The sequence below is a fragment of the Spirosoma radiotolerans genome (assembly GCF_000974425.1).
Taxonomy (GTDB): domain Bacteria; phylum Bacteroidota; class Bacteroidia; order Cytophagales; family Spirosomataceae; genus Spirosoma; species Spirosoma radiotolerans.
In genome coordinates this window covers 1150727-1169375 of sequence record NZ_CP010429.1, presented here as the reverse complement: position 1 = coordinate 1169375, position 18649 = coordinate 1150727, and the positions used below count along the sequence as shown (strand labels likewise).

Here is an 18649-nt window from a genome sequence, read left to right as displayed (position 1 = left end):
TACAAACCCTGAACCACGAACCGTAAACCGAATACCCTAAACCACAAACATAAAAAAACGTGACCATTCAGAAATTTCCCGACCACGCCACCCTATCGCAGTATACGGCGGAGCATCTTGCCGCCATCATTAATCAGAAACCTGACGCAACGCTCTGTCTGGCATCGGGCGATACACCGATTGAAACCTATCACCGGTTTGTTGAACTGGTCAAAGCGGGCCGCGTAGACGTTAGCCAGTGTACCTTCGTTGGGCTCGACGAATGGGTTGGCTTCGGGCCTGACGACTTCGGAAGTTGTTCGTACTATGTATTTCGGGATTTATTCGTCCCGTTGGCGCTTCGCCCCGATCAGATTCATGTTTTCGACGCTAAAGCCGCCGATCTCACGGCCGAATGTACCCGAATCGATGCGCTGATTCAGGCAAAAGGAGGACTTGACGTACTGCTTGTTGGCATGGGTATGAACGGACACATTGCCCTAAACGAGCCGGGTACATCCTTTACATTAGGGTGCCACATCTCGGAATTAGCCGAAAGTACCAAAACCGTTGGGCAGAAATATTTTGAGAAAGAAACCACACTCACTCAGGGCATTACGCTCGGTTTGCGCCACCTGACCGAAGCCCACCAAGTCATTCTGCTGGTTAGCGGGGCGAAAAAAGCGGGCATTTTACGCGACGCTCTGCAAGGACCCGTTTCGGAGCAAATTCCAGCCAGCATCATGCAAACGCATCCGAATGCACAGATTTGGGTCGATGAAGCGGCCGGAAGTTTGTTAGCAGGCGTTTGAGTTTGTGGCGGGTAGTTTGTAGTTTGTACCGCTTGACCCTTACAACCGCCCAACCCAAACCCTATTCCTCTTGTCTACTGCGTTTACTACTTCTTCCCGTCGAACTGAAGTTCTTGCTGGTATTTCCACGTTTCTGGCAACAATGTACATCATTGTTGTCAACCCGGCCATTCTGAGCCAGGCAGGTTTGCCATTTAGTGGTGTATTGACAGCAACGGTGCTGCTCTCGTTTTTCTGCAGTCTGATGATGGGGCTTTATGCCCGAAATCCGATTGTTGTCGCGCCGGGCATGGGCATGAATGCCTTCTTTACGTTTACCGCCGTGAAGGGCATGGGCATCCGGCCCGAAGTGGCCCTGGGAGCCGTGTTCTGGGCGGGCATGTTGTTTCTATTGCTGTCAATATTCAATATTCGGTCGGCCATTGTGCGGGCCATTCCACAACCCTTACGCTATGCCGTTTCGGCGGGTATTGGGTTGTTTATCACCCTTATTGGTTTCGAAAACGCCCGATTTATTGTGGCCAATCCGGCTACCTTAGTGAGCATTGCATCATTCAACGACCCTATCGTACTGACCTTTGTTTTTGGTCTTTTGCTCATGAGCGTGCTGGTGGTACGCGACATACCGGGGGGCATTATTATCGGCATTATCCTGACAACACTCGCAGCCTGGCCCATTGGGCGTTTTTGGGGCGATGCCTCGGCCGTTAATTTCGGGCAAAAAACGCTGGTCAATTTCCAGGGCATCTGGTCCATGCCTGATTTTTCGATGATTGGGAAACTAGATCTGGTCGGTTCACTTTCGTGGTCGCTCTGGCCCGTTATTTTCGCCTTTGCCTTTACCGATCTGTTCGATAGCCTGTCTACGTTCGTAGGTGTTGCCGAAGCTGGCGGCCTGCAGGATGCGGATGGCCAGCCGCGAAACCTGAACCGATCGCTCCTAACCGATGCCGTGGCAACTACGCTGGCGGGCCTAGTGGGCACCAGTCCCGGAACGGCCTACATTGAGTCGGCGGTGGGCATTGCTCAGGGTGGGCGTACCGGGCTTACGGCCATCGTAGCAGGCTTTTGTTTTCTACCCTTTCTATTCCTGTCGCCTTTGCTTTCCATTATTCCGTCTATTGCGACAGCTCCGGCGCTGGTGCTGGTGGGAGCTTTTATGATGAAGCCCATTACGCGCATTGAGTGGGACCAATTAGATGATGCACTACCCGCTTTTCTGGCGCTTGTCCTGATTCCGTTCAGCTACTCGATCACCCAGGGATTGATCTGGGGATTTTTATTATGGACCGTTATCAAGGTATCCATTGGCAAAAGCCGCGAGGTGCCCCTGGGCTTGTGGATTGTCGATATTTTTTGCGTATTGGCTTTAGCCAGCGGGCACTGATCTTCTTAAGGTGATGTCAGTTACAGTGGTGTCAGTTTCTTAAAACTGACATGCAAGGTTTCTTAAAACCTTACTAAATAGCCTGAACGAGGTTTTGAGAAACCTCACTATGTGGGTTTTAAGAAACCGACAGCACAGGCATGGTACGGCCAACGCTATTTGCAGGAATTCATATTTTTTAAATACAACCAGATGAAAAAAGTAACCCTGATTTTCCTTCTTCTCGCCAATGTGTCCCTGGGTCAGCACTACAAACCCCGCCCTGTAACGGGTTTATTAGGGGCGTTCGGAGCCGAAGTAGCCTTGGTCAACCAATCTTTGAAGAAACCCAAAACAGTTATTGTCGATGGGATCACATTCACGACCGGACGAATTGGTAATCAACGGGTTGTCGTAGCGGAGACAGGAATAGGCAAAGTGAACGCTGCCATGACAACAGCTCTGTTACTTGACCATTTTCGGCCGCAACGGGTTTTATTTACGGGTATTGCCGGTGGCACAAACCCCGATCTTCAACCTGGCGACATCGTCATTGCCGGACGAACAGCGCATCATGATTACGGCTCGATTACCGATAAAAATACACCGACCCGGCAAACCCGAAACGCGCTGACCAAACAATTTAACCCAGTCTACTTCCCGGCCGACTCCGCGCTGCTAAAAGTAGCCGAAACGGTCGTAAAAGGTGTGTCGCTGGAAGGCATCCCGCTGGCGTCGGGGGGCGTGTCGAACCGGCCGGTAAAGGTGATGACGGGCACGGTGGTTACGGGTGATGTTTTTGTGGCCTCGCCGACCAAAGTGAGCAGTTTGCGGGCTGATTTTGGCGCTGATGCTACTGAGATGGAAGGCGCTGCTGTGGCACAGGTTTGTTATCAGATTCAGGTCCCGCATCTGATTATTCGCAGCCTAAGCGACCGGGCCGATGCCGAAGCGCACATTGCTTATGATAAATTTTACCCGACGGCTGCCCGCAACTCGGCCAAACTCGTGATTGCTATTGTTCAGGCGCTGGGTAAGTGACGACGTTTAACGTTCTACCGGATCTCCATGAAACAGCCTGGCCAGTTCATGATACTTAGCTAAATTAAACCTTTGCCTCAGAAAAGGGACCAGTTGTTGACGGCTGTCTTCCTTTTCCTGATATTTGGGTATACCAACCACTTTCTCCTTGCTACTCAACTCAACAACCTCGCCATTCACAAATCCTTTCCAGTCCTTTTGGTGGGCTGGTTACGAATGCAGCGACCAGCTAAACTGCTTCGGAAACCGAGTCGATTTATTACGCCAGTCGGGACATGTACAACTGATCCGTGAAGATTACCAGCAAATCCAGACGTTCAATATTCGAACCGTTCGGGAAGGTATTCAATGGAGCCATGTTGAGAAAAGACCGTATCAATACGATTGGAGCGTTGTCAGCGCCATGATGGCCGAAGGACATCGACAGGGTATTCAGCAGGTTTGGGATTTATGCCACTTCGGCTATCCCGACGACCTGACGCCCCTACACCCGATGTTTGCCCGACGCTTTGCGGCTTTATGCCGGGCGTTCGTTACGTTTTACCGCGAACACTACCCGTACGAAACACTGATTGTGACGCCCATCAATGAGGTAAGCTTCATGTCGTGGCTGGGGGGCGATGCCTGCGGTACCTCACCCTATTGCACCAAACAAGGCTGGGAAGTAAAAATTGGTTTGATGCGTGCCTACATTGAGGGAATCGCGGCCATGCGTGAACTCGACCCCACCATTCGCATACTAACTACCGAACCGCTGGTGCAAATGGTGCCCCCGCTCAATGCAACTGAGGAACAGATCATTAACGCAGCGATTGCCGATGAAAACCAGTTTCAGTCGGTGGATATGCTGGCGGGTAAACTAGCGCCTGAATTAGGCGGATCTCCCGAATACGTCGACCTGCTGGGTTTCAACTACTATTACAATAACCAGTGGATTGATGGAACAGGTACGTTTCTGGGCTGGAATGATCTCATTCCAGATCCACGTTGGGTGCCCCTACGTCACTTGCTGGTAAAAGCCTACCGACGTTATGGGCGGCCCATCGCCCTCACCGAGACCAGTCATTCGGGAATCGACCGGCCCATTTGGGTCAAAATGATTGCTCGTGAATGTCTGGCCGTTTTACAAGCCGATGTACCACTTCTGGGTGTATGCTTATACCCGATCATCGACCGCCCCGATTGGGACCACACCGACTATTGGCATCATTCCGGCTTATGGGATGCCGATCTGTCAACGAATCCGGTCGGTCGGGTACTGGTGGAGCCTTACGCCCGAGCTTTAGTGCAAGCGCAGGCAATTGTCCAGGAAACCAGCCTGCTAACAAGTTAACCTTTTGCCGTACAACTCGTTAAGGAGGCAACTTTCGACTACTAAAGAATGATCCTCCTTAACGTGTACCGGCCATCATGAGTAGGGTAAACGTCCTGCGGCTGATCAATTAGAGCGTCATTCATCAACCTGGCAGCATACGTATCCAAAACCATTCCCTACCGATGAAATACCTATCTACTTTTGTCGCTCTGCTCGTACTTCCGTGCGCCGTTCTCGGCCAAAAACTCAAACCGGGCTTCGACAAGGCCGAGTACATTGAACTACTCAAAGTGTCGGCCCAGTTTGGCGATTCTACCTACGTCAGTTCGTTTCCGGCTCCGCAACAATTTAGACTTGCCTATCGGTCGCCCGTCATGGGGCTAGACAATCGTTGGGATTTATGGGCCGATAATCAGTCCGTAGCCGTCATCAGTATTCGGGGAACGACCGCCAATAGCGTTAGCTGGCTCAGCAATTTTTATGCAGCCATGGTGCCGGCAAAGGGCGAAATTCAGATCAGCGATTCCGAGAAATTCAGTTATCAGCTGGCAGACGACCCTAAAGCTGCCATTCACGTGGGCTGGCTGGTCGGCACGGCTTTTTTGGTGAAAGACATGTTGCCCAAGATCGACTCCTGTTACCGGGCAGGTATCAAAAACATGCTCATCATGGGGCATAGTCAGGGGGGTGCTATTGCTTATTTGCTGACCGCCCACCTGAAAAGTTTACAGAAGCAGTCCCGGCTTCCGGCCGATATTCAGTTCAAGACCTATTGCAGCGCAGGGCCAAAACCGGGCAATTTATACTTCGCCTACGAGTACGAAGCGGCTACACAAAATGGCTGGGGCTATAACGTCGTTAACTCAGCAGATTGGGTACCCGAAGTCCCTTTTTCCATTCAAACGATCAACGACGTCAACACCACAAACCCGTTCAAGGGGGCACCGGCTCTGATCAAAAAACAGAAATTACCCCAACGTATTGTGCTCAAGTACATTTACAATAGCTTGAGTAAACCGGCACTGAAAGCGCAGCGAAACTACCAGAAATACCTGGGACGGCTGGCTTCCAAAACGGTCAAGAAGAACCTCAGCGGCTACGTGGCCCCCAGCTACTACAACAGCAATGACTATGTACGAACCGGGACAACAATCGTTTTGAAAGCAGATAATGAGTACTTTAAAAAGTACCCGGATAGTGAGGAGAAGATTTTTACCCATCATTTTCACCCACCTTATTTATACCTGGCCGAAAAATTGCCTTAACACCTTATAGGAGCAGGCAGCTTTCTATAAATACAGTTGCACCATTTTCTGCCAATCGCTGGCCTGGTGAGCCCGGCCTTCCCATACATACAGTTCGTGGGCAATTTGCTTGTCCTGAAGGGCTGAACTTAAGGTGACATTACTAGCCAGAAACGGGTCTTCGGCGCCAATAGTCATCACAATTTGCAGGCGACGTAGCGAATCGAGCAGAGCGGAATCGTCCAGATTGGGCAGGAAATGGTTGGGGCTGTGAAAATAAATTTCTTCGTCGTAATAGTCATCAAACAAGCCACGAAACTCCCCAACAGGCTCCGACAGATTATAGCGGCCACTAAACGCGACGACCTTGCCAAACCACTGTGGATGCCGAAAAGCAATGTTTAACGCATGGTAAGCGCCCAGGCTACAGCCGTGCGAGATCATAAATGGCTGCGGGTTTTTGAGCCGCGACAGAGGCAGCACTTCGTTAATGATGTACTGCTCATATTGTCCATGCCTACGAATACGATCATAGGGATGAGCCTCGCTATTATAGACGCTTTCGCGATCTATGCTGTCTACGCAATAGAGCTGCAGCCACCCATTTTCGATTTTCTCGGCCAGCGCATCTACTAAACCTAGTGTTTCATACTCATAGAACCGCCCACGACGAGTGGGAAATACCAGCACACGGGCACCAGCATGACCCAAAATAAGCAGTTCCATGTCGCGGTTTAGGTTGGGGCTAAACCATTTATGATACTCACGGTGCATAACGTCGGCATTAGGTACCTGTGAAATTGCACTAATTAAGGAGAACCTCAACGACTATGTGGATAAACAAATCGTTAAAAAATCTGCGCCTGCTGCTGCAAAGCCTGTTGCCATACCCGATAACCGACCGGACTCAGGTGCAAGCCGTCACCTTCAAAAAACTCCCGGCGCGGTTTACCATCAGCGGCCAGCAAAGGCGTCGTCATATCAACATACTGACAATCAGGCACATTAATTAACTCATCACGAATCAATTTATTTGTTTCCAGAATCTGCTGAGAAATCCCCCAGCGAGCAGGGCTGACTTTGATGGACAAAAAATACCAGGGGACACCAGGTAGTAACCGGCTCATTTTTTCGGCAAATGCGCAAAAAAACAAGTAAACTTCCTGCGGATGGCGACCATCGCCGAGGTCATTATCACCCGCGTAAAAAACCAGTGACTGGGGGGCAACCGGGACAATCAATCGCTCGAAAAACCAGGCACAGGCAGCTAATGTTGAGCCGCCGAATCCTGTATTAAGCGTTTTACTGTTGGGGAAATCCTGTGCCAGTGTTGTCCAGAGCCGAATGGATGAACTCCCATAAAAAACAACCCGATTGGTTGCCTGAGGTATAGCGGCTACTCTATTTTCTACTTCCCGAACGTCGGCTTCGTACCAAACCATAATGAACTATTTAACCGACTGATTGCTATCTAGTAACGAGTTGGCTGTCGGAACCACGGCAGCCGAAGCTGCACTCGCCATCCACTTCCGGATAATGCCCGTCAGTGGTTTGAATTCAATTAAAAAACCATCGTGCCCATACAAGGAGTCGATCTCTTCATAGAACGCGTTAGGAATGTGTCTGGCCAGAAACTGCTGTTCAGAGGGCGGAAAAAGCAGATCAGACCGGATACCAACAACCAAGGTCCGGGCCTTCACCTGTCCCAGTGCATTTAGAATGCTGCCTCGGTTTCGACCTACATTGTGCGAGTCCATCACCTTCGACAGTACCCAATACGTAAACGCATTGAACCGGTCAGCCAGTTTTTCACCCTGATACCGCTGGTAGCCTGCAGCTTTAAACCCATCTAATTGCTCATTGTTATCAAGGGCCTGGGTAAACCCGTACGTATCGTAGTTTCGGTACGAAATCATGGCCATGGCCCGGGCAGCTTTCATGCCTGCCAGACCGGCGTCGTCACGTTGTTCAGCCCAGGTCGGATCGGCTTCAATCGCCATCCGTTGCGCTTCGTTAAACGCAATGCACCAGGGAGAGGCAATGGCGCTAGCCGCAATCAATACCAGATTTTCGATCAGGTTCGGCTGCAAAATGGCCCATTCAAGCGCCTGTTCGCCCCCTACGGATCCACCAATGCAAGCATGAATTTTTTCGATGCCTAACTCCTGGCGAAGCAAATCCAGGGCCGCTACCATATCCCGAACCGTAATCATTGGGAAATCGTGGTGATAGGCTCTACCCGTCGCCGGATTGACTGACAAGGGCCCTGTCGATCCATAACAGGAACCAATAACATTGGCGCAGATTATAAACTTGCGTTCCGGGTCGTAGTATTTACCCGGCCCAACCATACCGCCCCACCAGTCGCCAGCATCCGCATTTCCCGTTAAGGCATGGCAAACCCAAACAACATTCGATTGGTCGCTGTTGAGGGTACCGCGTGTGGTATAAGCCAACCGGAACCCCGGCAAGCTTTCTCCCGATTCGAGCGGAAACGAATACTTATAATCGAAGTAGTTAAGATTCAATCGAAAAAAATTTATGGTTTATGGTGTACAGTATACGGTCAGGGGCCTTTGTGGGTAATAACCGTATACTGTACACCATAAACCAAACCTAAAACTAGCTTAATACCGGTTCGGCAATCTTGGCGAAAGCCTGCTCGAAGTCAGCTTTAATATCGTCTATATGTTCAATCCCCGCCGACACACGCAGAACGCCCACCTCAACGCCTGCACTCGCCTGTTCCAATTCACTTAACTGTTGGTGCGTGGTAGCGGCAGGGTGAATAATGAGCGTTTTTGAATCCCCAACGTTGGCCAGATGGCTCACCATTTTCAGATTGTTTACAAACTGATCGGCGGCCTCGCTGCTTCCTTTTACTTTAAAAGAAAAAACACCTCCGAAACCGCGCTTCAGGTATTTTTTAGCTAAATCGTGGTACGGGCTGCTTTCCAGACCAGGGTAGTTGACGGCTTCAACCTGCTCATGCTGTTCGAGCCATTGAGCCAGCGCCAGGGCATTCTGCACCGTACGATCGACCCGTAAGGATAGTGTTTCGACACCCTGTAACAACAGGAACGAGTTGAATGGACTAATGGCCGGCCCCCAGTCACGCAAGCCCTCAACGCGGGCGCGAATAATAAACTGGATGTTGCCAAATGGGCCACCCACTCCAAATACATCACTGAATACCAAGCCATGATAACCTTCTGATGGCTCGCTGAACTGCGGGAATTTGCCATTGCCCCAGTTGTAGTTTCCACTGTCGATGATAACGCCCCCAATGCTGGTGCCATGCCCGCCAATCCACTTCGTCGCTGATTCGACAACCACGGCGGCTCCATGCTCGATGGGGCGGAAAAGATAGCCACCAGCCCCGAACGTGTTATCCACAATCAGCGGCAGATCATGCTCTTTTGCCAAAGCGGCAAACGCATCGAAATCAGGGATATTGAATCCGGGGTTACCAATCGTTTCGAGGTAAATCGCTTTCGTTTTCCCATCGATCAGTTTGGCGAACGACTCGGGTTTGTCGCCATCCGCGAAGCGGGCTTCGATACCAAGCCGTTTAAACGAAACCTTAAACTGGTTGTAGGTTCCGCCGTATAGAAATGAAGTCGTTACGAAGTTATCGCCCGCACTAAGAATGTTGCTCAGCGCAATAAACTGAGCCGCCTGACCCGATGCTACTGCCAGCGCAGCCACGCCCCCTTCGAGAGCCGCAATACGCTTCTCAAACACATCGGAGGTGGGGTTCATAATTCGGCTGTAGATATTACCGAATGCTTTTAGCGCAAATAAATCAGCGCCATGTGCCGAGTCATTAAAGACAAACGAGGTCGTTTGATAAATGGGGACAGCCCGGGCATTGGTTGCTGGGTCGACCTCCTGGCCAGCATGCAGTTGTAGGGTATCAAAATGTAGTTCAGCCATGGATTTAGAAACAGTTTGTGGTTTTATCGATTGAGGTTCGCGGTAGGCTAGCCGGATTGGCGCTGCATTCTGGCAACGTCAACCGACAAACCGTCGACCATCGGGATAGTGAAAAGCACGACAAACCCTCCCGGTTTTCGTGTCGGTTGGTGGAGATGCCTAGTAAGCCCCGGAGGACATACATTGCTGAAGATAAAGCATGTGTGTTAACGATTTATAGTCCCTAAATAACTTTAGGCAGGAGTTAGCACCTTGCCATGCGGTAGGTTGCCAGCGGTTCACAGAGCCTGATCTCTCCTCGCTTCTTTATAAATCAACGCGCGTCGTAAGTCATAGAGATGACGCGTTGCAATTGACTTGATGGCGCAAGTATACTAGCCAAACGGCGTGAATCCAAACACCACTTCTTTTTTCTACATGATTAACTTTTTTTAATACGGTTCGCTTCCCTCCGCTCAATTAAGTCAATTCATTGTTTACTTTTGCAATAAGAACCCCTCCCCATGAACCAGACGTACCGCTATAATCGTGAAAATGCCACCCGCGTGGCCGGAGTTACGTCCTTAAAAGATGCTATTGGGCAGTTGTTGAAAGCCTACCAGCTTCAAACCCGATTCAATGAGACGTACCTTGAAGCGTTCTGGGGTCGTATGATGGGGCCATCCATTGCCTCCCGCACGAACCGGCTCTACGTCCGTGATCGTAAGCTCTATATCGAAATTGCCTCAGCGCCCCTTCGTAACGAACTCGTCAACGCCAAGCAGAAACTCATTCAGCTTGTCAACAAAGACATGGGTACGGAGGTGATCGACGATGTCATTTTCATCTAGACAGATAATATCCCAAATGCAAAAGGGCGCACAGCATTGAAACTGTGCGCCCTTTTGCATTTGGGATACCTTTTAGATTACTTTTCCGACGGATGTATGTAAGCTCAAGGTATTGGCAAATTCACCCATCGTCACAAATTGACCAAGCGGCTTCAGATAGCGCAACAACTTTTCGACCCGGTCCAGTAGTTCATCCCGCGAGTGCCGACGGACGTATCCAGGGATTTTTTCATAAGCTGACAGGTCAGTGAATTCCCAGGGGTGAACATACAGGTTCAGAAAACCGTCTGCTCGCAGCGTTTGACGGCAAAGCTGTTTATAATATGCAAACGGGAAGTTTTTCAGGCTTAACCAGAATAGCGGTAAGCGCAGTGTAGGCGTTACTGAAGCCGGAATCTGCCAGACGCCTGATTCGCGGAACGGGTGACGGGGTTCGCCCCAGTGGTTATACCGGCCAGGCAGCCAGGTAGGATGCAGCGATGAATTGTAGGTATAGCCCGCCTGATGTACGTCTTCGGGATCAACGAACCCCATTCGTGCCCGCCGGAAACCCGTTATGGGTTGATTTAACAAGGCTTCCAGGGCTAGCCGGGATTTCAGGAGATCGGCAGGCTCGAACGTTGTATGAAAATAGCCGTGCGACGCGATTTCATGTTTGCGGGCCAGCGACCGAATGAAGGCAGGTTCGTGAAGGGCATAATTGGCCGTTGTAAACAGCGTTGTTCGGGCGCCAACCGACTCAAATCGCTCGGCCAGTAAGGTTAACCCACGCGTTGAAACGGCCACTTGTTCACTTAAGGGAATATCGTGACCGAATTCAACGGCGGTATCAAACTCTTCTACGTCAACGGTGAATAAAATACTTCCTGAATTGGGGCTTGCCATGTCGTTACGCTCTCCTCTATCTCGCTCGTGTCGCCAATAATATAAGCCGGGCGGCCTTTGACTTCCACGAACGTTTTGCCCAAATATACACCGATGATTCCAATCATTATAAACTGGACGCCCCCAATGAGCACCATCAGCAGGACCAGCGTTGTCCAGCCAGATACGGTCGCATGCGTAAAATAATGTTCATACAACGCTTCCGCACCGAATAAAGACGCCAGAAAAAACATACCGAATCCGAGCAAAACAGACATGTATAGCGGTCTTGTCGAAAAAGACGTGATGCCCATGGCTGCCAGTTGCAGCATTTTCCGGAATGAATACTTCGACCGGCCAGCGTATCGGGCGGCTGGTTCGTAAAGAATACGGCACTGCCGGAACCCTACCCAGGAGATAGCACCCCTTAAAAAAAGATCGTTTTCTTTAAACTGCTTCAGCGTGTTGACCACTTTGCGATCGAGGAGCCGGAAATCAGCGGCCCCATCTTCAATCTGTAAGTTGGAAACGTTGCGAAGTAATTGATAAAAGTATTTCGATGTCGTTCGTTTGAACCACGACAATTTGGGATCAGCTTGCCGAACGGTGTACACCACTTCGTAGCCTTCGCGCCATTTGTCAATCAGGGTTGGAATCAGTTCTGGCGGATGTTGCAGATCGGCATCCAGACAAATAACGGCTTCGCCACGCGCATTATCGTAGCCAGCCCGTAAAGCCATTTGATGCCCGAAATTTCGGGAAAACGACAGGAACCGAACGACAGAATAGGCTTGGCTCAACTGCCGAAGTACATGACGCGTCTGGTCGGTACTACCGTCATCAATAATCAGAATTTCGTAAGAATCGTATGGTTCCATGACAGTCATGAGTCGATGAACCAGTACGGATAAGTTCTCTTCTTCGTTGAAAGCTGGTACGATTAAACTAATCATACCTGACGGAAATTTCATATTTTCTTTGTTGTTAAGGATCGTTACGGACGATTTCCTTTATTTTCGCACCAAATTAAGTATTATTACCTAATTGATTGCTACTATACCTATAAATTTTAATAGCAAACTAACGATCCTATTTAATATAGTTCAACAAGTGTATATAGTATTCGCTTTTATATATTAAAAAATACAGTTTAGTTCATATAACAGGCTGTACCAGGGAGAGTCGAGCGGCTTCCAGATCCAACTCCTGTTCCAGCTTTCGGAGTGTGTCATCATCCAGCAAACTATCCTTGCGCTGTTCACTTAACACCGCCCGCTCTACGGACAGTAACTCCAGTTGAAGTCGAATGGCTTCCTGATACAGTTCGGCGGGCCGGTTTGATGCGTTATTTGCCCTAAGCATTCCATTGAGCTCATTGATGCGCAACTCATATGCATTTTTTACATAATTCAGCACATCGTCATGAACCGATCCTGCTGAGTGGTTGGCCTCCAGATGTGTGATAACTTGTTGCGCCATTTTTCGTCTGAGCTTACGCTCTTCCAGCTTTTCATCCACCACCGCGCGCACATTTAACTCATCAATCAGGACAGGGAGTGTGAGTCCCTGCAACACCAGCGTGCAGAAGATGACGCCGAAGGTGATAAACAAAATCAGGTCACGGCCCGGAAACGGCTGGCCATTGGGCAATGTGAGCGGCAAAGCCAGCGCACCGGCCAGGGAGACAACACCCCGCATACCAGCCCAGCTCACAACCGAAACCTGCTGCCAACTGGGTTTTACCTCTCGCTGACGAATGCGTTTGCTAAACCATCGGGGCAGGTAAGCGCCCGGAAAAACCCAGATAATCCGACAAATAATGGCGACAGCACTGATAAGCAGAGCATAGTTGAGCGCCTGCGTAAGCGTATAGCCATTCAACTCCGATACGATAGTAGGCAATTGTAGACCAATCAGGATAAAGACCAGTCCGTTGAGCAGAAACACGACGGTTTCCCAAACCGAGTTTGTCTGCAACCGGCTTTGGTAGGTAAATACGTCCACACTACGAGCCGATACATACAAGCCAACCGTTACGACAACCAACACACCGGAGATGTGTAATTCTTCGGCGATCAGATAAGAGCCATACGGGATCAATAAAGTGATGGCGGTATTTGTGACGGTGTCCCGGCTGATAGCCTTGTGGACGAAGATAGCGACCCAGCCAATCAGTAAGCCTAATAACACACTAGCCAGCGCAATACCAATAAATTGCAGGCCCGCCTTCCATAATACAAACTGACTGGTTAGAATAGCAATTAACCCGTAGCGATAAATAATCAAGCTACTGGCGTCGTTTATCAGGCTTTCGCCTTCCAGTACGGTTGTAATGCGTTTGGGTACGTTCAGTCCTTTCATTACCGACGAGGCTGCAATAGCGTCGGGTGGCGCAATGATGGCGCCTAGTAAATACCCCTGCGCCAACGAAAAACCGGGAATGAACGTGTAGGCAACCAGCGCCACCACGGTGGAAGTAAACAGCACCAACCCAACTGCCAGAAACGATACTGAGCGGCTATACAGCTTCAGTTCCACATTGTCGATCTGCCAGGCGGCATAGTAAAGCAGTGGGGGTAGAAATACCAGAAAAACAGCATCGGGGGATAAAATTACGGGTGGCAAACCAGGAACCCAGCCAATAACTAGTCCGGTAATAACCAGCAGTATGGGATAAGAGATGCGTAGCCGACGGGCAATGACCGCCAGTAGTGTTGTTACACCGAGTAAACTGGTTACAATCTCAATTGGGTGCATAGGTTAAACAGAATTTCAGGTTGAGCAGTGAAGAGCGGGTCAAATTTGCAATAACTTTGTTAATCGGCCTATCGAACTACTTTCGCAGCCCGACCGATCCACCATGAATACTGCAAATCAACGCCTTTTCAACCAAACAAATAAAGAAAGTAAATTAGTTGAGCAGGAAGTTCGGCGCGACGATATCGGCTTTGGCACTAAATTAACCGATTCTCATTCGCGGCTCATCAATCAGGATGGCACCTTCAATATTGTCCGGGTCAATAGCTCCTTATGGGATCGGCTCAATGTATATAACCGGCTGATCACCATGGGCTGGATTCAGTTTCTGAGCTGGCTGCTTGTGTTTTATGTAACCGCCAATACGTTGTTTGCCGAGGTGTATATGCTGGCCGGGGCCGACAGCCTTAAAGCCGCCGATGATAAGGTACTCTACAGCCCTTTCTGGAAATGCTTTTTCTTCAGTTCACAAACGCTCACCACGGTTGGCTACGGTCATATTTCGCCGGATAGTTTCCTGACCAGTTCCATTGCCGCCTTTGAATCCATGATGGGATTACTGGCGTTCGCGCTGGCCACAGGCTTGCTTTACGGGCGTTTTTCCCGTCCAATGGCGCACATTCGATTTTCGAAACAAGCGGTGTTTGCTCCTTATCTGGACGTCAATGGCTGGATGTTTCGCATTATCAATACGAGGGCCAATCAGCTTATTAACCTGGAGGTTTCGGTATCCATGTCGCGGGTGGAACCAAAATCCGATGGGGCACTATCCAGAAAGTATTACAACCTGAGTCTTGAACGGAACAAGGTGTCTTTTTTCCCGACAAACTGGACGCTGGTTCACCCCATTACCGAACACAGCCCCTTGTATGGCTGCACTCCCGAAGATCTTGAACAATCAGACACGGAGTTTTTGGTTTCCGTCCAGGCGCTGGATGACACCTTTATGCAAAATGTGCACACCCGCTTCTCTTACCGATACAACGAAGTAAAATGGGCTCAAAAGTTTCGACCTATGTTTGACGGCAGCGAGCAGACGCCAGTACGGCTTGATCTGGATAAACTCGACGAAACCGAAGAGGCTCCCCTAAATTAAGCGTAGGTACTCGGTTGTTGGTAGCCGCTGCTTCCACTACCTCAATGCTATCTTTTGCAGGCCATAAACCAAATACCGTTAACCCTAAATCAGACACCGTAACGTGATTGTACCTCCTTTTTTGTCGCCCGGCGATACCGTCGGGGTGGTGGCCCCAGCCAGTTGGTTTCCTTATGATGAGCTGGCTGAAGGATTACATATCTTACGCCACCGCTGGCAGCTTAATGTAATCGAAGGCGCTAGCCTACACGCAACGGAGGGTCCCTTTGCGGGCTCTGACGACCTCCGCCGGGCCGATCTCCAGCGACTTTTCGATGACCCAACAGTGCGGGCGGTATTTGCGGCTCGGGGCGGTTATGGTTGCTACCGTATTGCTGATGGACTCGATTTGTCAGGGCTACAGGCCAGCCCTAAATGGCTTGTCGGCTTTAGCGACGTAACTGTCCTGCTGAGTTTACTGTGTAATCACAAGTTGGTGAGTCTGCATGGCCTTATGCCCCGGCAATTTGGTGATCCCGACCGGGCCGAGTCACTGGAATCTGTAAGGCAATGGCTGTTTGGCATGCCTCCAACTCATTATGACGCCCCGATACATTACCTGAATCGACAGGGTCAGGCAACCGGCCAACTTGTGGGTGGAAACCTGACCATGCTGATCAACTCGCTGGGCACGCCAACGGATCTCGACTTTAGCGAAAAAATTCTCTTCATCGAAGATATCGACGAGACGCTTTTTTCCCTTGATCGTATGATGACGCAACTTCGCCGGTCCGGTCGCCTGGCCGAACTGGCCGGTCTAGTTGTCGGTCAGTTTACGGACATGCGCGCAAATTTGTCTCTGCCGTTTGGCAAAGATTCCTACGAGATTATTGCCGATGCTGTCTCGGGTTACGCTTATCCAGTCCTATTTAATTTTCCGGCCGGGCATGTCGATTATAACCTGGCTTTACCCATTGGTAAACCAATTGGCCTGGTCGTTCAGGCGGAAGAAGCCAGCCTCAAATTTTCAAGCTAAGCAGCCATGCCCCCTGTATTCTCTGACGCTGTAATTTGGATTACGGGTGCCTCATCGGGCATTGGCGAAGCGGTTGCTATTGAGCTGGCCCGATTTCAGAGCGTTCGCCTAGTCTTGTCAGCCCGGCGTGAGGAGGAGTTAAGACGAGTGGCCAGCCAAACTGGCCTTCCGGAAACCAATATTATGGTGTTGCCGATGGACATGAGCGACACTGAACGTTTGCCCAGTTGCGTCGATGCTGTATACCAGCGCTTTGGGCGGATTGATTACATTTTCCAGAACGCAGGTATTTCACAACGCAGTGCCGTTGTCGACACCGACTTTTCTGTTTACCAACGGCTCATGGACATCAATTTCTTTAGTGTGGTAGCGCTCACCAAAGCCGTTCTCCCCATTATGCTGGCACAAGGTCATGGGCATTTTGTGGTCACGAGCAGCGTAGCGGGCAAACTAGGCACCAAACAGCGTTCGGGGTACTGCGCCAGCAAACATGCGCTCCATGGTTTTTTCGACGCACTTCGCGCCGAAACCTATGCGGAAGGATTGCGCGTAACCCTGGTTTGCCCTGGCTATATTCGTACCGCTATTTCGACGAATGCATTGAATGCCAACGGCCAGAAACACGGCCAGATGGATGAAAATCAGGAGAAAGGCATGTCTGCCAGTGCCTTTGCGAAGCAGCTGTTACGGGCAGTTAGTCAGGGAAAAGAAGAAGTGTATATTGGTGGTAAAGAAACCTATGGCATCTACCTGAAACGTTTTTTACCAGGATTACTCTCCAGAATACTGCGTAATCAGCAAGGCACGTAAATGAATATGTCCAGCAAACGGGAGCCAATTTCTCCGTCTGCTGGACATATTTGTGACATTAAACGCTTTCACTACTTTCCGCTAACAGCGCCCCCTTTGGCCGACTGTTCCATATAATCGGCTGTCAGGCGGCAAAGCGACTTCATACCCAGCACAAAGCAGGCTTCGTCGATCTGGAAATCAGGCGTGTGGTGGGGGGCCGCATCCTCGACCTTCTTCCCTTTGGTCATCCCTCCCAGGAAATAGAAAAAGCCGGGCACTTTTTGCTGAAAAAAGGAAAAGTCTTCGGCACCCGTCTGGGCTGGTGTCAGCTTCACATTATTTTTACCAGCCACAGCTTCCAGTGAAGGAGCCATTTGGTCCGTCAATTTCGGATCATTGTACGTAACCGGATACATGATGTTGATTTTTACATCCGCCTTCGCGCCCGCACTTTCGGCAATGTTCGTCGCAATTTCATTGATGCGTCGATGAACCAACGTCTGTGTTTCGGGGCTAAACGTCCGGATGGTTCCAATCATATTAGCCTCCTCCGGGATGATGTTCTGCCGAATACCGCTATGCAGGGCACCCACCGTTACTACAGCGGCATTGTCGGTGAGGATGACGTTTCGGCTCACAATGGTTTGCAGCCCCATCACCACTTGCGCTGATGTCACAATCGGATCGACACCCGACCAGGGGGCCGCGCCGTGGGTCTGTTTTCCTTTAATTTTGATCGCATACTCATCCACGGCGGCCATCGTTGCGCCAGGGCGGTATTTGATCGTGCCTACTTCGGTTTGCGAATTAATGTGCAGGCCAAAAATGGCATCCACCTTCGGGTTTTCGAGCACCCCTTCTTTCACCATCAGCTTGGCGCCCCCTTCTTCGCCAGCCGGTGCGCCTTCTTCGGCTGGTTGAAAGATAAACTTAACCGTACCTCGCAAATCACTTTTGACAGAAGCCAGCACTTCGGCTGCGCCCATGAGCATGGCTACGTGGGTATCATGTCCGCAGGCATGCATGATGCCTGTTTGCTGGCCATTGTACTCGGTATGGGCTTCTGATTTGAACGGCAGATCGACCCGTTCGGTTACGGGCAGGCCATCCATATCGGCACGCAAGGCAACGACGGGTCCCGGCTTACCTCCTTTGAGCAGCCCCACAACACCCGTTTTGCCAACACCCGTCTTCACCTCCATACCGAGCGATTGCAGATGTGCCGCAATTTTAGCGGCCGTTTGAAATTCACGGTTGCCTAATTCGGGGTGCTGGTGAAAATCCCGTCGCCAAGCGACCACCTTTTTTTCCAGGCTCTCGGCGGTTTTATCCATTCGCGCATTCAAGCCCGGATTTTGCGCAAATGCAGCTGGGATAACCAATACGCTAAGGCCTAACAGGCCGGCACAAATAAATGGTTTATTCATCAAATTATTCAATTTTGGCTGTACGTACATTAAAGAAATTATTTACTGATTTACTTAAATAAGTTACGACGACTAGTGCAGTGATGGCACTCCTATGTACTGATGCATAGGATGGAGCTGCATAATAAATTGAATATGCACATATTAAAAGTCAATTCCCAACAATGCTTTTTTT

Annotated in this window: 17 protein-coding genes and 1 riboswitch; of the genes, 9 read left to right on the top strand and 8 right to left on the bottom strand. The window is 50.1% G+C overall.

The window, feature by feature from the left end; genetic code table 11:
• Window positions 1–59 precede the first annotated feature (59 nt).
• The 5 genes from SD10_RS04495 (at window position 60) to SD10_RS04475 (ending at window position 5778) form a co-directional block, all read left to right on the top strand.
• Window positions 60–791: a glucosamine-6-phosphate deaminase gene (locus SD10_RS04495; protein WP_046375871.1), complete on the top strand. Its 732-nt coding sequence runs from the start codon at window positions 60–62 to the stop codon at window positions 789–791.
• Window positions 792–933: 142 nt separating this feature from the next.
• Window positions 934–2178, top strand: a complete 1245-nt coding sequence (locus tag SD10_RS04490; RefSeq protein WP_262507422.1) for an NCS2 family permease — start codon at window positions 934–936, stop codon at window positions 2176–2178.
• Window positions 2179–2370: 192 nt separating this feature from the next.
• Window positions 2371–3198, top strand: a complete 828-nt coding sequence (locus tag SD10_RS04485; protein ID WP_046579048.1) for a 5'-methylthioadenosine/adenosylhomocysteine nucleosidase — start codon at window positions 2371–2373, stop codon at window positions 3196–3198.
• Between the two features lie 148 nt (window positions 3199–3346).
• Window positions 3347–4531: a glycoside hydrolase family 1 protein gene (locus SD10_RS04480; RefSeq protein ID WP_046375869.1), complete on the top strand. Its 1185-nt coding sequence runs from the start codon at window positions 3347–3349 to the stop codon at window positions 4529–4531.
• 164 nt (window positions 4532–4695) lie between these two features.
• Window positions 4696–5778, top strand: coding sequence for a lipase family protein (locus SD10_RS04475; RefSeq protein WP_046375868.1), 1083 nt, complete (start codon window positions 4696–4698; stop codon window positions 5776–5778).
• A 24-nt stretch (window positions 5779–5802) separates the two neighbouring features.
• Here the strand turns inward: SD10_RS04475 and SD10_RS04470 are convergent, their stop codons facing one another.
• The 4 genes from SD10_RS04470 to SD10_RS04455 form a co-directional block, all read right to left on the bottom strand.
• Window positions 5803–6531, bottom strand: coding sequence for an esterase family protein (locus tag SD10_RS04470; RefSeq protein ID WP_046375867.1), 729 nt, complete (start codon window positions 6529–6531; stop codon window positions 5803–5805).
• Window positions 6532–6605: 74 nt separating this feature from the next.
• A complete protein-coding gene (locus SD10_RS04465; protein ID WP_046375866.1) occupies window positions 6606–7199 on the bottom strand; it encodes a GDSL-type esterase/lipase family protein in 594 nt (197 codons plus the stop codon).
• A 6-nt stretch (window positions 7200–7205) separates the two neighbouring features.
• The gene (metX, locus tag SD10_RS04460) at window positions 7206–8285 is read right to left on the bottom strand and encodes a homoserine O-acetyltransferase MetX (RefSeq protein ID WP_046375865.1); all 1080 of its coding nucleotides are present in this window, start codon (window positions 8283–8285) and stop codon (window positions 7206–7208) included.
• 94 nt (window positions 8286–8379) lie between these two features.
• The gene (locus SD10_RS04455; RefSeq protein WP_046375864.1) at window positions 8380–9693 is read right to left on the bottom strand and encodes an O-acetylhomoserine aminocarboxypropyltransferase/cysteine synthase family protein; all 1314 of its coding nucleotides are present in this window, start codon (window positions 9691–9693) and stop codon (window positions 8380–8382) included.
• 211 nt (window positions 9694–9904) lie between these two features.
• A riboswitch (SAM riboswitch) is annotated at window positions 9905–10008 on the bottom strand.
• Between the two features lie 188 nt (window positions 10009–10196).
• Here SD10_RS04455 and SD10_RS04450 point away from each other — a divergent pair.
• Window positions 10197–10523, top strand: a complete 327-nt coding sequence (locus tag SD10_RS04450) for a DUF721 domain-containing protein (RefSeq protein ID WP_046375863.1) — start codon at window positions 10197–10199, stop codon at window positions 10521–10523.
• Window positions 10524–10595: 72 nt separating this feature from the next.
• Here the strand turns inward: SD10_RS04450 and SD10_RS04445 are convergent, their stop codons facing one another.
• The 3 genes from SD10_RS04445 to SD10_RS04435 all read right to left on the bottom strand — a co-directional run bounded on the left by SD10_RS04445 (window position 10596) and on the right by SD10_RS04435 (window position 14144).
• Entirely contained in the window at window positions 10596–11408 is an 813-nt protein-coding gene (locus SD10_RS04445; RefSeq protein WP_046375862.1) for a polysaccharide deacetylase family protein, read from the bottom strand.
• Window positions 11363–12358 carry a glycosyltransferase family 2 protein gene (locus SD10_RS04440; protein ID WP_046375861.1) on the bottom strand — a complete coding sequence of 332 codons (996 nt, stop codon included), beginning with the start codon at window positions 12356–12358 and terminating at the stop codon, window positions 11363–11365. The genes SD10_RS04445 and SD10_RS04440 overlap by 46 nt, the downstream gene beginning before the upstream one ends.
• A 184-nt stretch (window positions 12359–12542) precedes the next feature.
• The gene (locus SD10_RS04435) at window positions 12543–14144 is read right to left on the bottom strand and encodes a Na+/H+ antiporter (RefSeq protein ID WP_046375860.1); all 1602 of its coding nucleotides are present in this window, start codon (window positions 14142–14144) and stop codon (window positions 12543–12545) included.
• Window positions 14145–14247: 103 nt separating this feature from the next.
• Between SD10_RS04435 and SD10_RS04430 the strand changes: the two genes are divergently transcribed.
• The 3 genes from SD10_RS04430 to SD10_RS04420 all read left to right on the top strand — a co-directional run bounded on the left by SD10_RS04430 (window position 14248) and on the right by SD10_RS04420 (window position 17065).
• Window positions 14248–15240, top strand: a complete 993-nt coding sequence (locus SD10_RS04430; RefSeq protein WP_046375859.1) for an ion channel — start codon at window positions 14248–14250, stop codon at window positions 15238–15240.
• A 103-nt stretch (window positions 15241–15343) separates the two neighbouring features.
• Window positions 15344–16255, top strand: a complete 912-nt coding sequence (locus SD10_RS04425; protein WP_046375858.1) for a S66 peptidase family protein — start codon at window positions 15344–15346, stop codon at window positions 16253–16255.
• A 6-nt stretch (window positions 16256–16261) separates the two neighbouring features.
• Entirely contained in the window at window positions 16262–17065 is an 804-nt protein-coding gene (locus tag SD10_RS04420) for an SDR family oxidoreductase (RefSeq protein ID WP_046375857.1), read from the top strand.
• Window positions 17066–17136: 71 nt separating this feature from the next.
• Here SD10_RS04420 and SD10_RS04415 read toward each other — a convergent pair whose 3' ends face one another.
• The gene (locus tag SD10_RS04415; protein WP_046579046.1) at window positions 17137–18474 is read right to left on the bottom strand and encodes an amidohydrolase; all 1338 of its coding nucleotides are present in this window, start codon (window positions 18472–18474) and stop codon (window positions 17137–17139) included.
• Window positions 18475–18649 lie beyond the last annotated feature (175 nt).